The sequence below is a fragment of the Simplicispira piscis genome (assembly GCF_054783455.1).
Genome location: NZ_BAAGQN010000007.1, coordinates 366,076 through 381,643, shown reverse-complemented (window position 1 = coordinate 381,643; position 15,568 = coordinate 366,076). Strand labels below are relative to the sequence as shown.

The window sequence follows — 15,568 nt, the reverse complement described above, 5'->3', positions numbered from 1 at the left end:
GAGTCATACGGCAACGCACAGCGCTTATGGCGACCATGCGTTGCAACTGCGGGTCAATCGCTACGATCGCGTGCGAACTACTTGCTGATGCTCATCCACTTGAAGGGCATGAAATTGTCGGCCAGTTGCACCAGCTTGACTTTCTTGCTGACACCCCAGGCCAGCGCCTGCTGGTGCAGCGGCAGGTGGCCGATGTCGGCCGAATGCAGATCAAAGGCTTCCTTGATCATGGCATTGCGCTTGGTCACATCGGTCTCGGACTGGATCTTCTTCGTCAGCTCGTCCACCTTGGGGTTGCAGTACGCGCCCAGGTTGAACTGCCCAGCACCCTTGTCATCCACGCAGGCCATCAGCGCATTGAGGGCGTTGTGCGCGTCGTAGGTCGTCGGCGTCCAGCCCAGCATGTAAAAGCTGGTGTCGCGGCGCAGCACCTTGGGGAAATAGGTGCCCTTGGTTTCGGCCTGCAGATTGATCTTGACGTTGATGCGTGACAGGTTCGCGGCCACCGTCTGGCAAATGCGGTCGTCATTCACGTAGCGGTCGTTCGGGCAATTCATCGACACTTCAAAGCCATTGGGGTAGCCCGCCTCGGCCATGAGTTTTTTGGCGGCTTCCACGTCATAAGGCAGACGTTTGGCGTCGGGCTGGAATCCATTGATACCTGGGCCCACCATCAGCGCCGACGGGTTGGAAGCACCGCGCATCACCGTCTTCTTGATACCTTCGATGTCGATGGCCTGGTAGAAGGCTTGGCGCACGCGCTTGTCCTTGAACGGGTTCTTGCCCTTGACGCTGGAGTACAGCAGCTCGTCACGCTTTTGGTCCATGCCCAGGAAGATGGTACGCAGTTCGGGGCCGGTGATGGCCCGCGTGCCGGGGTTGTTGTTGACACGTTCAATGTCCTGCACCGGGATGGGTTCCATGACATCAATTTCACCCGACAGCAAGGCCGCCACGCGCGTGGGAGCGCTGCCGATGGGGGTAAAGACCACTTCAGCCACGTTGCCCTCAATGGGGCCCCAATAAGCGCCATTGCGAACGAACACGGTGCGCACATTGGGCTGGCGTTCGCGCAGGCGGAACGGACCGGTGCCATTGGCGCGGAAAGACGCCGCGTTTTCGATGCCCTTGCGGCGATCGACCGGGCCGGTGGCGTTATTGGCCTCGCACCACTTCTTGCTCATCATGAACACCTGCGAGATCACGTCGGGCAGGATGGGAAACGGGGTCTTGGTTTCGATCTCGACCGTGTGGTCGTTGATCTTGCGCACTTCCTTGAAGTCGTTGGTGTAGCTCTTCATGTCAGAGCCCTCCATCTGCGTGCGTGCAAAGCTGAACAACACGTCATCCGCAGTGAACGGCGTGCCATCATGGAATTGCACACCCTTGCGCAATTCGAAGCGCCACACCGTGGGCGAAGTCTGCTTCCAGGCAGTGGCAAGCGCTGGCGCCAGGCTCAGATCCTTGTTGCGGCCGACCAGCGGCTCATAGACATTGCTCGTCGTGCTCAGTTGCAGCGATTCATTGAGCGAGTGCGGGTCCATGGAGAGGGCATCGCCCTGATTGGCAATCCGGATGGTTTGCGCGTGGCCCACCAAGCTGGCCACCGACAGGGCAGCGAACAGGGCTGTGGCAACCAGTTGTCTCGTCTTTTTCATGTAGTTCTCCTGGGTAAAAAAAGAAAATTCACCATCATTGCGCCGCAGGCAAGGGCATGGCGCGCTCGATCAGGCTGGCGTGCAGGGCAGCACCCAGCGACAGAATATCGTCGTTGAAGTCATAGCGGCTGTTGTGCAATACGGCGCCACTCGCGCCCATACCCTGGCCGATGCGCAAGTAGGCACCGGGCTTGGTCTGCAGCATGAACGAAAAGTCTTCGGCGCCCATGCTGGGCTCCAGGTCACGCACCACGTTCTCCGCGCCCAGCAGGGCTTCGGCCACGTCGCCCGCGAAACGCGCCTCGGCTTCGGTGTTGATCGTGGCAGGGTAAATGCGCTGGTAGTCCAGCGCCACCGTGGCACCAAAGGCCATCCCCACCGCGCTGCACAGTTCGTGCAGGCGGCGCTCGACCAAGGCCTGCACCTCGTGGTCGAAGGTGCGCACGGTACCCACCAGCGTGGCCGAACCCGGCAGCACGCTGAAGGCCCCCAGATCGCCCGCCTGCACGGCGCACAGGCTGACGACCGCACTGTCGATGGCGCGCACATTGCGCGACACAATGCTCTGCACCGCCGTAATCAGGTGCGCCGCCACCAGCACCACATCCACCGTTTGATAGGGATGCGCGCCATGTCCGCCCCGCCCTGTGATCTGGATGGTGATGCGGTCGGCCGCCGCCATCATGGCGCCGTCGCTCAGGCCCACCGTGCCCGGTTTCATCGCGGGCCAGTTGTGCATGGCGTAGATGGACTGCACGGGAAAGCGGTCGAACAGGCCGTCTTCCATCATCACGCGCGCACCAGCCATGCCTTCTTCGCCCGGCTGGAAAACCAGCACCGCTGTGCCATCGAAGTCACGGGTCGCCGCCAGGTAGCGCGCAGCGCCCACCAGCATGGCGGTATGGCCGTCATGCCCGCAACCATGCATCAACCCTTGCTTGCACGATTTCCAGGAAAAATCGTTGTGCTCGGTCATGGGTAGCGCGTCCATGTCGGCACGCAGGCCCACCATGGCGCCACTGGCAGTACTGCGCCCACGTACCACGGCGACGATGCCGGTGCGGCCAATACCGTCATGGATTTCATCCACGCCGCAAACCTTGAGTGCCTCTTTCACCCGGGAGCCGGTGTACACCTCTTCGAAACCCAGTTCCGGGTGGGTGTGCAGATCGCGGCGCAGGGCGGTCAGTTCGGGGTGGTATTGGGCGATATGGGCAAAGGCTCGCCCACCAGCCTTCAAACGCGGACCCAGCATGTCAGTGCCCCCCCGCCTTGCCCACGCGCAGGCGTGGGTCCACAGCGAAATAAAGTAGATCGACCACGAGATTGATGACCACAAAAATCAGGGCGATCAGGCACAGATAGGCTGCCATCACAGGAATATCGGCAAAGGTTACCGCCTGGATGAACAACAGCCCCATGCCCGGCCACTGGAAAACGGTTTCGGTAATGATGGCAAAAGCAATCAACCCGCCGAGCTGCAGGCCGGTGATGGTCATCACCGGCACCAGGGTATTCTTGAGTGCATGGCCAAAGTGGATGGTGCGGTCCGACAGGCCGCGCGCCCGCGCGAACTTGATGTAGTCGGTGCGCAGCACCTCCAGCATTTCAGCACGTACCAGCCGCATGATGAGCGTGAGCTGAAAAATCGCCAACGTGATCGCCGGCAGCGTGATATGGTGCCAGCCCTTGGCGGTCAGCAGGCCCGAACTCCACCAGCCCATGTGCACGACCTCGCCCCGACCAAAGCTGGGAAACCAGCCCAGCGTGACGGAAAACACCAGAATCAGCAGGATACCGATCACGAACGTCGGTAGCGACACGCCCAGCAGCGACAAGGTCATCAATGCCTGGCTGGTGAAACTACCGCGCTTGAGAGCGGCGTAGACCCCCATGGGAATACCCATGGCCAGCGCCAGAAAGGCAGCCACCAAAGACAGCTCCAGCGTCGCCGGAAAGCGCTCGGCAATCAGCCGCGACACCTTTGCGCCCTGGCGCAGGCTCAGGCCAAATTCACCCTGTGCGGCGTTGACCAAAAAATGGCCGAACTGCACGAAAAAGGACTTGTCCAGCCCCAAGGCTGCGCGCAACTCCCGTATCTGATCCGGCGTTGCATCCTGGCCCAGCAAAAATACGACAGGGTCACCCACATACTGGAACAGCATGAAGGAGATAAATGCCACGGTAACCATGACGATCACGGCCTGGATCAGGCGGCGCAGTATGAAGGCAAGCATCTATAGGAATCGAGTGTGTGTTCGACAGCGCCACCTGACCACTTATGGCGGCCGGTGACGAGTAATAAAAATCATCATGCCACAGGGTGTGCGCAAAATTGTGCGCACACCCTGCATGGCTTAGTTCACCTTCACCAGCCGCATGTCCACGCGGTTGTCGGCGCGGTGCACCAGCTCGATGTTCTTCTTCATGGCCCAGGGAATGACCTGGTCATGCAGCGGAAGGTGTGAAACGGTGTCGTTGGACAATTGCAGCGCCTCGGTCAGCATGCGGGCACGCACGGGCGCATCAGTCTCGGCCTTGATGCGATCGACCAGGTAGTCCATGCGCTGGTTGCTGTAACGGCCCACGTTGTAGTTGCCGTCGCCGCCCTGACCCACGGTACGCACCAGCGATTGCAGGCTGTACAACGAGTCGAAAGTCGGCACGCCCCAACCCAGCATGTAGATGCTGGCTTCGTAGCGCTGGATCATGGGGAAGTAGGTGGCCACCGGCAGGGTGCGCAGCTTGGCCTTCACACCAATACGCGACCACATGGCGGTGACTGCCTGGCAGATGGCCTCGTCGTTGATGTAGCGGTTGTTCGGGCAGGCAAAGTCCACCTCGAAGCCATCGGCATACCCCGCTTCGGCCAGCAGTTTCTTCGCGGCCTCCACGTCGTAAGGGAAGCGCTTGCCCACGGCTTCGGTATAGCCCGCCACCTGGGGCGCCACAATCGCGCCCGTGGGCTTGCCCAGGCCGCGCATGATGTTGCGCGAAATGGTGTTGGCATCAATCGCCTGGTACAAGGCTTTGCGTACGCGCACGTCCTTCAGCGGATTCTTGCCTTTGATGTTCGAGCCTGGCAATTCATCGCGGAACTGGTCCATGCCCAGGAAGATGGTGCGGTTCTCCACACCGTCGACCACCTTCAAATCCGGGCTGGCACGCAAACGGCCCAAATCCTGGGGCGTAGGGTCGAGCACCATGTCCACTTCACCCGACAGCAAAGCAGCAACGCGCGTGGCCGCCGACTTGATGGGGGTGTAGACGATTTCGGTCACATTGCCGTCCATCTTGCCCCACCAGTTCGGGTTGCGCTTGAAGACCATGCGCTGGTCCGGCTGCCAGGATTCCAATGTGTAGGGGCCTGTACCCATGGCATTGCGGTGCGCAAAGTTTTCGTCGGCTGCCTTCATGTCCTTAGGTTCGACCGATTTGTTCTTCTCGGCCCAGGCCTTGCTCATCATGCGCAACTCGGTCATCTGGCGCAGCAGCACGGGGTTGGGCGACTTGAGCAGCACATCAATGGTCTGCCCATCCACCTTGACCACCTTGTCGATCCCCTGCACATACGGCGTGAAGTTGGACGTCTTCGCCATGGCGCGCTGAATGGAGTACACGGCGTCATCGGCGGTGAAAGCTGATCCGTCATGGAACTTCACCCCCTGGCGCAGGTTGAAGCGGATCTGCGTGGAACTGATCTCTTTCCAGGAAGTTGCCAGTACAGGCTCTACATCGAAGGTCTTGCTGTTGTAGTACACCAGGCTTTCATACACGTTGGCATGCAGGCCGTTTTGCAGCGCGTTGTTCTGCGAGTGAATATCCCAGGTAGAAATTTCACCCTGACTGGCCCACTTGAAAGGCTTGGCTTGTGCGGCAGGTGCCGCCACCAAAACTGCAGCAACCGCCAACGACAACAGATTGAATTTGAGATTCATACAACCCTCTTGATCAAAAAAAGGGGACTATGCCGGAAGCCACACTGAACTGGTCATGGGTTATCCCTAAATCAGGGTAGATGCACAGGGTCTTGATCGCGCAAACCGAACACGCAACTCATTCTGTTTCCAAATCATTCGTGTCTAGGCGCGAAGCCGCAGACAGTGCTGTAGCACGGCAAGGCGAAGCAACAACGACACGGATGATTTAGAAATGGAATCACTTCCTGGATGGGCTGCTGTGGCGCGCTATGCAGTGATCTCATTTGATTGGTATACAAAAACACGCCATGGCAGCACATGTGTATTGATTCTTATCGGAGATCACCTCGCAAGATCACGAAAAAAAACCGCCAACCCGAAGGTTGGCGGTTTGATCTGCCAATGGAAGCTGGCTTACGCCAGCACACCATTAGAAGTTGTGGCGAATGCCCAGACCCAGGTGGTTCTTGGCGCCGGTAGCGTAGCCACCAGGCAGCGCGCCATTGTTGTCGCCGTCCTTGTAGTAAGCAGCGTAAGCAAAGGTGCGCTTGGACATGGCGTACTTGCCTTCCAGAACGAAGTCGGTGTTCTTCATGCCGGTGCCGTTTTCACGAGCGATGTCCAGCGTCAGAGCAAATGCGCCAACTGGAACAGTTGCGCCGATGGTGAAGCCCTTGGAAGGACCACCGTTGTTCTGGATCGAACCAGCAACCTTGGCCATGCCGAAGTCATACGAAGCACCCAGAGCCATGTTGCCCTTCATGGTGTTGGTCTTGTTGTACGACAGAGCAGCAGCCAGAGGGCCGTTTGCGTAGATCACGTTCAGGTCGTACTTGGCATTGCCACCGTTGTCGGGCTTCATGATGTAGCCGATGGTGGAGCTGAAACCGCCCATGTTGGGGGTGCTGTACTGGAACAGGCTGTTGGTACGAGGACCTTGGCCCGTGAAACCGAACTGGTTACCAGCTGCGGAGTAGTTGGCCGTGCCAGTCAGTTCCCAGGTAGCCACGCCGAAGAAGCTGGGGTTCAGCGTACGGCCCATTTGGAAGCGACCGAAACCACCCGACAGTGCAACCCAGGTAGCACGGCTCCAAGCGCCAGCAGCGCCATTGGCCAAAGCGCCGTCTTCTTGGTTAATGCCTTGTTCGAAGTTGAACGAAGCCTTCAGACCGCCACCCAGGTCTTCCACGCCGCGTACGCCCAAACGGCTGGTACCGTTGTTCATCAAGCCAGCGCTAGTCATTTGAGCGGAAATACCATTGGACTTGACCAGACCCACGTCAGCCACGCCATACATTGTCACGGAAGATTGAGCCATGGCGACGCCAGAAGCAGCCAGCACGGCCAGGGCAATCAGGGATTTTTTCATTGCGAGTTACTCCAAGGTTAAACATAGGGCGCCGGTACGGGGGGTCTTGGGTGTTGTTGCACCTGCACAGTCCCGCCGGTTCCCCGGGCCAACCTCCTGGTGGGGAAGTTGTTGCTATTGCACCAGACGTCGGCCTGTTTCGCAAAGGAATTCACCCACAACCGGCCTCAAAGGCGGAAATCGTTGTCGTACTGCAACACTCCGGGCATGGATGCAGAATACGCTCATCCGATAGTGGGCTCTTGGGCCGCACCACTGCCTATTTTGTGACGAAATGAAAATTCTGTGGCGCGATTGTTTGTTCGAAAATTTAACTCTCTAGACCCTTGGCTGGGCGCAGCCGATACGGCCTTGCGCACCCTGTTTGCCAAGCCGCGCGCCAGTGAAGCTTCTCCGGCCGATGCGGAGACAGAGGTGGCGTTGCGGCCTGCGGATCGGCACTTGTCGGGCGCTTTGATGCGGGTCAACCATGTGGGCGAGGTCTGCGCACAGGCCCTTTACACGGCACAAGCCGCCATGACACGCGACGGCCCTCTGCGGGAGCACCTGCTGGAAGCTGCCCGCGAGGAAACAGACCACCTGGCCTGGACACGCGCACGTCTCGACGCCCTGGGCGCCCGTCCGAGCCTGCTCAACCCGCTGTGGTACGCAGGCGCCTTTGCGCTCGGCACGGTAGCCGCAGGCTGGAGCGATCGCGTCAGCCTGGGTTTCGTGGTGGAAACCGAGAACCAGGTGTCCGCCCATCTAAGCAGCCATCTGCAGCGCCTGCCGGACGACGACCGGCCCTCCCGGGCCGTGGTGGCCCGCATGAAGGCCGACGAGGAGCGCCACGCAGCGCAAGCGCGGGCCTCAGGCGCAATGGAACTGCCCCGCCCGGTGCGCGCGCTCATGCGCGCTGCGGCGCGGGTCATGACGACGACCGCCCACCACCTCTGACGCCCGTCCCAGCACCGCCTGCGATGCCTGACGAAGTCGGAGGAGGAGAAGGCTCAGGCCTCGACCACCTCAAAGCCCGTGGTGATCTCGGCGGTCTTGCCCAGCATGATGCTGGCAGAACAGTATTTTTCGTGGCTCATGGCGATGGCACGCTCCACGGCCACTGGGGTCAGCCCCTTGCCGGTCACGGTGAAGTGCATGTGGATGCGGGTAAAGACCTTGGGCTCGGTCTCTGCACGCTCGGAAGTGAGCTTGACGCTACAGCCACGCACATCGTGCCGTCCGCGTTTGAGGATCAGCACCACGTCATAGGCCGTACAGCCCCCCGTGCCGGCCAGCACCGCCTCCATGGGGCGCGGGGCCAAGTTTTGACCGCCGTTGGCGGGATGGACTGCGTCAGGCGCTCCATCCATGGCCAGGACATGGCCGCTACCGGTTTCGGCGATGAACCCCATGCCGGACCGCGTTCCTGCAGCGCCTGTCCAGCTCACTGTGCATTCCATGCTTTTTCTCCTTGAGGTGCGTGGTTTTTTTCGGACAGACTGTAACGTACAAATACCTACCCGTGCTGCGCCGCAACAAACCTTGCGCTACACTGAGCCCAAGCGAACCCCCTGCTGACATGGGCAGGTTGGCGGCAAACCCCTCAGAGGCTCCGCCACGCACCGATTGTCTCCTCCACCTCCCCCGGTGGATTACGCCCCAGGCCTTACGGCCCGGGGCTTTTTTTTGCCCTGCGGGCCCGGCGACAACCGCAGGAACGCACGCCCTATGATGTGGGCCCCGCCACCCCTTCTGCGGCGGCGCAGCATTTGCACCCCATGACCCAGCACCTCACCCCTGCCGATTACCTCACAAAGATTTTGACCGCGCGCGTTTACGACGTCGCCATCGAGTCCGACCTGGAGCCCGCCCACAACCTGAGCCGCCGCCTGCACAACAAGGTACTGCTCAAGCGCGAGGACCAGCAGCCCGTGTTCAGCTTCAAGCTGCGCGGCGCCTACAACAAGATGGCGCACCTCACGCCTGAGCAGTTGCAGCGCGGCGTGATCTGCGCCTCGGCCGGCAACCATGCCCAGGGCGTGGCCATGAGCGCACGCAAGCTGGGCGCACGCGCCGTGGTAGTCATGCCCACGACCACGCCAGCGCTCAAGGTGGACGCAGTGCGCGCCCTGGGGGGCGAGGTAGTGCTGCACGGCGACAGCTACTCCGACGCCTATAGCCATGCCGTGCGTCTGCAGCAAGAGCAGGGGCTGAGCTTCGTGCACCCGTTTGATGACCCCGACGTGATCGCTGGCCAGGGCACCATCGCGATGGAAATCCTGCGCCAGCTGCAAAAACTGGGCAGCACCCGGCTGGATGCCGTGTTCGTCGCCATTGGCGGTGGCGGCCTGATTTCTGGTGTAGCCAATTACATCAAGGCCGTGCGCCCGGAGATCAAGGTCATCGGCGTGCAGATGAATGATTCAGACGCCATGATCCAGTCCATCCAGGCGGGTGAGCGCGTCACGCTGGCCGATGTGGGCCTGTTCTCTGATGGCACCGCCGTCAAGCTGGTGGGCGAGGAAACCTTCCGCATCGCCAGCGGCCTGGTCGATAGCTACATCACCGTGGATACCGATGCCGTGTGCGCGGCGATCAAGGATGTGTTCGTGGACACCCGCAGCATCGTCGAGCCCGCAGGCGCATTGGCTGTGGCGGCCATCAAACAGTACGTTGCCACGCACAAGACCCGGGGCGAGACCTACGCCGCCATCCTGTGCGGCGCCAATATGAACTTCGATCGCCTGCGCTTCGTGGCCGAACGGGCCGAGGTGGGCGAAGAGCGCGAAGCGCTGCTGGCCGTCACCATTCCTGAGGAACGCGGGAGCTTCCGGCGCTTTTGCGAGGTGATTGGCGACTTGCCCGGCGGCCCGCGCAACGTGACCGAGTTCAATTACCGCATCAGCGACGCCGCAAGCGCCCATGTTTTCGTGGGCCTCACCACCCATGGCAAAGGCGAGTCCGAGAAGCTGGCGCGCAACTTCAGCCGCCACGGTTTCGAGGCGCTGGACCTGACGCACGACGAACTGGCCAAAGAGCACCTGCGCCACTTGGTCGGCGGGCACTCGGCCCTGGCGCGCGACGAGCGCCTGCTGCGCTTTGTCTTCCCCGAGCGGCCCGGAGCATTGCTCAAGTTTTTGAGCCTGATGGAGCCCACCTGGAACATCAGCCTGTTCCACTACCGCAACCAGGGCGCCGACTACGGCCGTATTCTTGTGGGCCTGCAAGTGCCGCCTGGCGACGCTGCGGCCTTTGACGCCTTCCTCGCCACGCTGGGCTATCCATACGTCGAGGAAACCCTGAACCCAGCCTACCGGTTGTTTCTGCAAACATCCCGGAATGCAGTACAAAAATAGCAGTCAAAACGCATTCTAGCGCTTATTCTACAAGCGCTATTAGCTATTATTTTTATAGTATTCATGCAAACCCTGCGCCACTATTTGCTGGCCGTGCAGTTCTTCACGCGCATCCCCGTCACGGGGCGGCTGGCGCAGTGGGTGGGCTACAGCCCGGCCATGCTGCGTGCCAGCAGCGCGCATTTTCCGGGCGTGGGCTGGCTGGTGGCTGCGGTGGCCACGGGCGTCTTTGCTGCGTTGCAAATGGCGCTGGCGCCCAACCCCATGGCCCCGCTGGTCGCGGCAGTGTTCTGCACCATTACCACAGTGCTGGTCACAGGGGGTTTTCATGAAGATGGCCTGGCCGACGTGGCCGATGGCCTGGGCGGCAGCCAGGACCGCGAGCGTGCGCTGGACATCATGAAAGATTCGCGCATTGGCGCCTTTGGTGCCATGGCGCTGGTGCTGGCCCTGTTGGCCAAGCTCAGCCTGCTGGCCTTGTTGGGCACGCACAGCCTGACAACCGCCCTGGCAGCACTGGTGGGTGGACATGTGCTGTCGCGCTTCTGGCCGCTGCTGCTGGTACGCCACCTGGAGCACGTGGGCGACACGGCCCGCTCCAAAAGCAAGCCGCTGGCGGATCAGATTTCGGGGTCTGCGCTCGGTATCGCATTTTTATGGTGTTTTTTGCCTCTAGCGCTTACGTGGAAAGCGCAGTCAGCTCTATTTTTAATAGCATCCATGGCCTGCAGTGCCCTGGCCGCAGGCGGGATGGCGCGCTGGTTCGCACGGCGCTTGCAGGGCTTTACGGGCGATTGCCTGGGGGCAACGCAGCAGGTCAGTGAAATCGGCTTTTACCTGGGTGCCGCCCTGGCACTGGGGCGCGGCTTCGGCGCATGAAACCCCAACGGCTGTGGATTGCTCGGCACGCGCCCGTACTATTGACTCCGGGCACCTGCTACGGCAGGCTGGACACCCCGGTCGACCCCGCCACCAGCGCTGCCAGCGCCCAACGCCTGGCCAAGATGCTGCCCATGGGCATACAGGCACGCCATTCGCCCCTGCAGCGCTGTACGTTGCTGGCCCACCAACTGCAGGCGCTGCGGCCCGATATGGCGTTTGCACCAGACGCCCGTTTGGTCGAAATGGATTTTGGTTCCTGGGAGGGCCAGGCCTGGAATGCCATCGCACGCGCCGACATCGACGCTTGGACGGCCCGTTTTGTCGACCACCCACCTGGTGGGGGTGAAAACCTGGCACAGATGCTGGATCGCGTACACGCAGCACTGCAACAAGCACGCCGACAGCCCGGCGATACCCTGTGGATCAGCCACGCCGGCGTGGCGCGCTGCGTGCAATGGTTGCTCGGTGCGCAGGGGCAACAAGGTCAGCGCCCCACATCAGCGCAGTGGCCCGTGCAGGCCCCCGCGCCAGGGCAGTGGGCCTGTTACCGCCTGAACGGCGCAAACACGGCTATTTGAGCCGCAACGAGGCGCCCACACCGACAGACTGCGTGATCGGCGCAGCCTGCCAGGCGGATGCAGAATGCGGGCCTGCAGCCGACGCACCGGCTTCCTGCCCACCTTCGCTGAGCTTGAACTGGCTGACCGCGCTGGTCAACCCACGCGCCTGCTCGCGCAGCGACTCGGAAGCGGCGGTGGACTGCTCCACCAGAGCCGCGTTCTGCTGCGTCATCTGGTCCAGCTGGCGCACCGCCTGGCTGATTTGGGTAATGTTGTCGCGCTGTTCGGCGGTCGATGCAGTGATTTCGCCGATGATGTCCGTAACGCGGCGCACACTGCCCACAATTTCGGTCATGGTCTCACCAGCCTGGCCCACCAGGCGCGCACCGTCTTCCACGCGCTCGACCGAGGCACCGATCAAGGCCTTGATTTCCTTGGCGGCCTCGGCACTGCGGCCCGCCAGGCTACGCACCTCGCTGGCCACCACCGCAAAGCCGCGGCCCTGCTCGCCCGCACGGGCGGCCTCCACAGCGGCGTTGAGCGCCAGAATGTTGGTCTGGAACGCGATGCCATCGATCACACCGGTGATGTCGGCGATCTTGCGCGAGCTGGTGGTGATTTGCTCCATGGTGCTCACTACCTGGGCCACAACCGCGCCGCCCCGCCCTGCCACTTCGGCCGCTGAATTGGCAAAATCATTGGCATGGCGCGAGGATTCAGCGCTTTGCTGCACGGTGCTGGTCAATAGCTCCATGGACGACGAGGTTTCTTCCAGGTTGGCCGCCGTCTGCTCGGTACGGTGGCTCAGGTCGTGGTTACCGCTGGCAATTTCGCCGCTGGCGGTGGAGATGTTGCCTGCGGCATCCTGCACCTGGCGCACCAGCCCACGCAGCGCCTCCTGCATGCGGCCCATAGCCATGACCAACTGGCCCACCTCGTCTTGCTGCTGGACCTGCACGTCGCGCGAGAGATCGCCACCGGCAATGCGTTCGGCCAGCCTGCGCGCCAGTTCGAGCGACTGGGTGATGGAACGCACACTGAAGAAGGTGATGGGGATGAGCACCGCCAGCCCCAGCAGCAGGGCAACACCGATCAACACTGACATGGAGGCCGTGCGCGTGTCCACCCCTTGCCGCGCCTCGTCCATGCGGATGCGTGCACCGGCTGCCAAATCACTCATCAGCTTGTCGGCGTTCTCCGTGTGGCTTTTCAAACGGTTGGCGTAGGCCCCGCCACCCGCTCCATCCAGCATGGCGCCTTCGATCTGTTCGAAGATGGGGCTGATGCCTGTCTCGTACTGTTTGACCTCGTCCAGCACCTTGTCGATCACACCGACAAACTCCGCATCGGCCGCCTGCACCTGCCGCACGGCATCCAGGCTTTTGCGCAACGAGGTCAGCGTGGCAGCCCAACGCTCGCGCATCGACGCCACTTCAACGCTGTTGTTGAAATTGATGATGATGTCTTTTTCGATGCGACGCAGATCACCCAAGGTGGTGCGCAGGTCGGACATGTCGGTGAGCGTCTGCACGCGGTGCGCGAACAAATCCTGCACGGTGTCGCGGGTGCGGTCCAGCGCCACATAGCCCATGCCTCCGAGCACGACCAGCAGAACCAGGGAAAAAATCGTGCTGAAGTACAGACGTGCACGGATCGACAAACGGCCCAGAGCGTTCATGGCTCCCCTTCCAGAAAATGGTATTCACGGGCACCCGCCTTGTGGCCATGCCCCGCCCGCAGCCTTGTGGGCTGCATTTGTAATGAATATAAGCGAGGCTGTAACAGGTCACGCACAGGGTATTCACCGCCTGCGACAGCGGCACATCGGCAAGCCACCGCCGCGGGTGGCGACTGCGTCACGCCACCGGGTGCAGCGGGACGTACAGGCGTCCCCCAGTTTTCTGGAACTCTTCGGCCTTGGCTGCCATTCCCTGCGTGAGCGCCTCGCCCTCCGCAACGCCTTTCTGCGCAGCGAATTCACGCACTTCCTGCGTGATCTTCATCGAGCAAAATTTGGGGCCGCACATGGAGCAGAAATGCGCCACCTTGGCCGAGTCCTTGGGCAGCGTCTCGTCGTGGTATTCCTGCGCCGTCTCCGGGTCCAGGCCCAGGTTGAACTGGTCCTGCCAACGAAAGTCGAAGCGCGCCTGGCTCAGGGCATCGTCGCGTGAGCGCGCGCCCGGGTGGCCCTTGGCCACATCGGCGGCGTGGGCCGCGATCTTGTAGGCGATGATGCCCTGCTTGACGTCGTCGCGGTCGGGCAGGCCCAGGTGTTCCTTGGGCGTCACGTAGCACAGCATGGCCGTGCCCATCCAGCCGATCATGGCGGCGCCGATGGCCGAGGCAATGTGGTCGTAACCCGGTGCGATGTCGATCGTCAGCGGGCCCAGGGTGTAGAACGGTGCCTCGTGGCAGGTCTTGAGCTGCTCGGTCATGTTGGCCTGGATCATGTGCATGGGCACGTGGCCGGGGCCTTCGATCATGGTCTGCACATCGTGCTTCCACGCCACCTGGGTCAGCTCGCCCAGCGTGTGCAGTTCGGCAAACTGGGCCTCGTCGTTGGCGTCGGACGCGCAGCCGGGCCGCAGGCCGTCGCCCAGGCTGAACGACACGTCGTACGCCTTCATGATGTCGCAGATGTCCTCGAAGTGCTCGTACAGAAAACTCTCGCGGTGGTGCGCCATGCACCACTTGGCCATGATGGAGCCGCCGCGCGAGACGATGCCGGTGCGCCGCGCCGCCGTGAGGTGGATGTAGGCCAGGCGCACGCCGGCGTGGATGGTGAAGTAGTCCACGCCCTGCTCGGCCTGCTCGATCAGCGTGTCACGGAAGATTTCCCAGGTGAGGTCTTCGGCGATGCCGCCCACCTTCTCCAGCGCCTGGTAGATCGGCACCGTGCCGATGGGCACGGGCGAGTTGCGCACGATCCAGTCGCGTGTGGTGTGGATGTTCTTGCCGGTGGACAGGTCCATCACGTTGTCGGCGCCCCAGCGGATGGCCCAGACGAGTTTTTCCACCTCTTCCTCGATGCTCGACGTGACGGCCGAGTTGCCGATATTGGCGTTGATCTTGACCAGGAAGTTGCGCCCAATGGCCATGGGCTCGACTTCGGGGTGGTTGATGTTGGCCGGAATGATGGCGCGGCCGCGCGCCACTTCGTCGCGCACGAATTCGGGGGTGATGATTTTCGGGATCATCGCGCCCATGGGGTTGCCCGCCAGGCGCTGCTCGCGCGCTAAGTCTTGCTGGTATTGCGCCATCCACTCGCGTTTACCGTTTTCGCGGAGGGCGACGTACTCCATCTCGGGCGTGATGATGCCGCGCCGCGCATAGTGCATCTGCGTGACGTTGGCACCCCTTTTGGCGCGCAGGGGCTGGCGTTGCAATGCCGCAGCTTCTGCGCGCAGCGTGGCCAGGCGCACCGCATCTTCGCTTTTGCTGCCGTCGTCCAGTGCCACGGATGGGCGACCCTGGTAGCCCTCTGTGTCGCCACGCGCCTCGATCCAGCGGCCACGCACACTGGCGAGGCCCTTGCGCACGTCGATCTGCGCCTGCGGATCGGTGTAAGGGCCCGAGGTGTCGTACACGCTGACCTGCTCACCATTGGTGAGCGCAATATCGCGCACCGGCACACGCAGGTCGGGGTGCAGGGCGCCTGCAATGTAGGCCTTGCGCGATGCAGGAAAGGGGTCGCGGGCGCGTGCCAGCAAGCTGGCGAAGGATTCACGGGCAAGGGGTTCGGGGGCGTTCATGGCAGGTCTCCTAGGTCCGGTGGATGGATGCTCCGGACTGGACCTGCGCTCCCATAGACACGGATGGCGTCTGTGGACGGCGTACGCGCCCG

At 62.0% G+C, this 15,568-nt stretch carries 12 protein-coding genes; 4 read left to right on the top strand and 8 right to left on the bottom strand.

The window, feature by feature from the left end; translation table 11 throughout:
• Window positions 1–77: 77 nt before the first annotated feature.
• From ACYVOC_RS05160 to ACYVOC_RS05140, 5 genes are all read right to left on the bottom strand, one after another.
• Window positions 78–1,658 (bottom strand): ABC transporter substrate-binding protein, encoded by a 1,581-nt coding sequence (locus tag ACYVOC_RS05160; RefSeq protein WP_461161073.1) that lies wholly within the window; start codon window positions 1,656–1,658, stop codon window positions 78–80.
• A 34-nt stretch (window positions 1,659–1,692) separates the two neighbouring features.
• Window positions 1,693–2,913, bottom strand: a complete 1,221-nt coding sequence (locus ACYVOC_RS05155; protein ID WP_116002821.1) for a M20 aminoacylase family protein — start codon at window positions 2,911–2,913, stop codon at window positions 1,693–1,695.
• Between the two features lies 1 nt (window position 2,914).
• Window positions 2,915–3,895, bottom strand: coding sequence for an ABC transporter permease (locus ACYVOC_RS05150; protein ID WP_116002820.1), 981 nt, complete (start codon window positions 3,893–3,895; stop codon window positions 2,915–2,917).
• A gap of 120 nt (window positions 3,896–4,015) precedes the next feature.
• Window positions 4,016–5,596 (bottom strand): ABC transporter substrate-binding protein, encoded by a 1,581-nt coding sequence (locus tag ACYVOC_RS05145; RefSeq protein WP_116002818.1) that lies wholly within the window; start codon window positions 5,594–5,596, stop codon window positions 4,016–4,018.
• 412 nt (window positions 5,597–6,008) lie between these two features.
• Window positions 6,009–6,947 carry a porin gene (locus ACYVOC_RS05140; protein ID WP_116002816.1) on the bottom strand — a complete coding sequence of 313 codons (939 nt, stop codon included), beginning with the start codon at window positions 6,945–6,947 and terminating at the stop codon, window positions 6,009–6,011.
• A gap of 294 nt (window positions 6,948–7,241) precedes the next feature.
• Here ACYVOC_RS05140 and coq7 point away from each other — a divergent pair, with 294 nt between their 5' ends.
• Window positions 7,242–7,883, top strand: a complete 642-nt coding sequence (gene coq7, locus ACYVOC_RS05135) for a 2-polyprenyl-3-methyl-6-methoxy-1,4-benzoquinone monooxygenase (protein ID WP_461161177.1) — start codon at window positions 7,242–7,244, stop codon at window positions 7,881–7,883.
• Window positions 7,884–7,936: 53 nt separating this feature from the next.
• Here the strand turns inward: coq7 and ACYVOC_RS05130 are convergent, their stop codons facing one another.
• Window positions 7,937–8,386 (bottom strand): OsmC family protein, encoded by a 450-nt coding sequence (locus tag ACYVOC_RS05130; protein ID WP_116002812.1) that lies wholly within the window; start codon window positions 8,384–8,386, stop codon window positions 7,937–7,939.
• Between the two features lie 318 nt (window positions 8,387–8,704).
• Here ACYVOC_RS05130 and ilvA point away from each other — a divergent pair, with 318 nt between their 5' ends.
• The 3 genes from ilvA (at window position 8,705) to ACYVOC_RS05115 (ending at window position 11,742) form a co-directional block, all read left to right on the top strand.
• The gene (gene ilvA / locus ACYVOC_RS05125) at window positions 8,705–10,282 is read left to right on the top strand and encodes a threonine ammonia-lyase, biosynthetic (RefSeq protein ID WP_461161072.1); all 1,578 of its coding nucleotides are present in this window, start codon (window positions 8,705–8,707) and stop codon (window positions 10,280–10,282) included.
• A gap of 63 nt (window positions 10,283–10,345) precedes the next feature.
• Window positions 10,346–11,161 carry an adenosylcobinamide-GDP ribazoletransferase gene (gene cobS, locus ACYVOC_RS05120; RefSeq protein WP_461161071.1) on the top strand — a complete coding sequence of 272 codons (816 nt, stop codon included), beginning with the start codon at window positions 10,346–10,348 and terminating at the stop codon, window positions 11,159–11,161.
• Entirely contained in the window at window positions 11,158–11,742 is a 585-nt protein-coding gene (locus ACYVOC_RS05115) for a histidine phosphatase family protein (protein ID WP_116002807.1), read from the top strand. The genes cobS and ACYVOC_RS05115 overlap by 4 nt, the downstream gene beginning before the upstream one ends.
• On the opposite strand, the gene ACYVOC_RS05110 is transcribed toward ACYVOC_RS05115, so the two are convergent.
• Both ACYVOC_RS05110 and thiC read right to left on the bottom strand, forming a co-directional pair.
• On the bottom strand, window positions 11,735–13,402 hold the full coding sequence (locus ACYVOC_RS05110; RefSeq protein ID WP_461161070.1) for a methyl-accepting chemotaxis protein: 1,668 nt from the start codon (window positions 13,400–13,402) through the stop codon (window positions 11,735–11,737). The genes ACYVOC_RS05115 and ACYVOC_RS05110 overlap by 8 nt on opposite strands.
• A gap of 178 nt (window positions 13,403–13,580) precedes the next feature.
• Window positions 13,581–15,476: a phosphomethylpyrimidine synthase ThiC gene (gene thiC, locus ACYVOC_RS05105; RefSeq protein ID WP_461161069.1), complete on the bottom strand. Its 1,896-nt coding sequence runs from the start codon at window positions 15,474–15,476 to the stop codon at window positions 13,581–13,583.
• Between the last annotated feature and the right edge of the window lie 92 nt (window positions 15,477–15,568).

Excerpts from the sequence above, each read along its gene's own strand:
- ACYVOC_RS05115 (WP_116002807.1), top strand. The coding sequence starts at position 11,158 with ATGAAACCCCAACGGCTGTGGATTGCTCGGCACGCGCCCGTACTATTG.
- ACYVOC_RS05150 (WP_116002820.1), bottom strand. The coding sequence starts at position 3,895 with ATGCTTGCCTTCATACTGCGCCGCCTGATCCAGGCCGTGATCGTCATG.
- ACYVOC_RS05155 (WP_116002821.1), bottom strand. The coding sequence starts at position 2,913 with ATGCTGGGTCCGCGTTTGAAGGCTGGTGGGCGAGCCTTTGCCCATATC.
- ACYVOC_RS05110 (WP_461161070.1), bottom strand. The coding sequence starts at position 13,402 with ATGAACGCTCTGGGCCGTTTGTCGATCCGTGCACGTCTGTACTTCAGC.
- thiC (WP_461161069.1), bottom strand. The coding sequence starts at position 15,476 with ATGAACGCCCCCGAACCCCTTGCCCGTGAATCCTTCGCCAGCTTGCTG.
- cobS (WP_461161071.1), top strand. The coding sequence starts at position 10,346 with ATGCAAACCCTGCGCCACTATTTGCTGGCCGTGCAGTTCTTCACGCGC.
- ACYVOC_RS05145 (WP_116002818.1), bottom strand. The coding sequence starts at position 5,596 with ATGAATCTCAAATTCAATCTGTTGTCGTTGGCGGTTGCTGCAGTTTTG.
- ilvA (WP_461161072.1), top strand. The coding sequence starts at position 8,705 with ATGACCCAGCACCTCACCCCTGCCGATTACCTCACAAAGATTTTGACC.
- ACYVOC_RS05160 (WP_461161073.1), bottom strand. The coding sequence starts at position 1,658 with ATGAAAAAGACGAGACAACTGGTTGCCACAGCCCTGTTCGCTGCCCTG.
- ACYVOC_RS05140 (WP_116002816.1), bottom strand. The coding sequence starts at position 6,947 with ATGAAAAAATCCCTGATTGCCCTGGCCGTGCTGGCTGCTTCTGGCGTC.
- ACYVOC_RS05130 (WP_116002812.1), bottom strand. The coding sequence starts at position 8,386 with ATGGAATGCACAGTGAGCTGGACAGGCGCTGCAGGAACGCGGTCCGGC.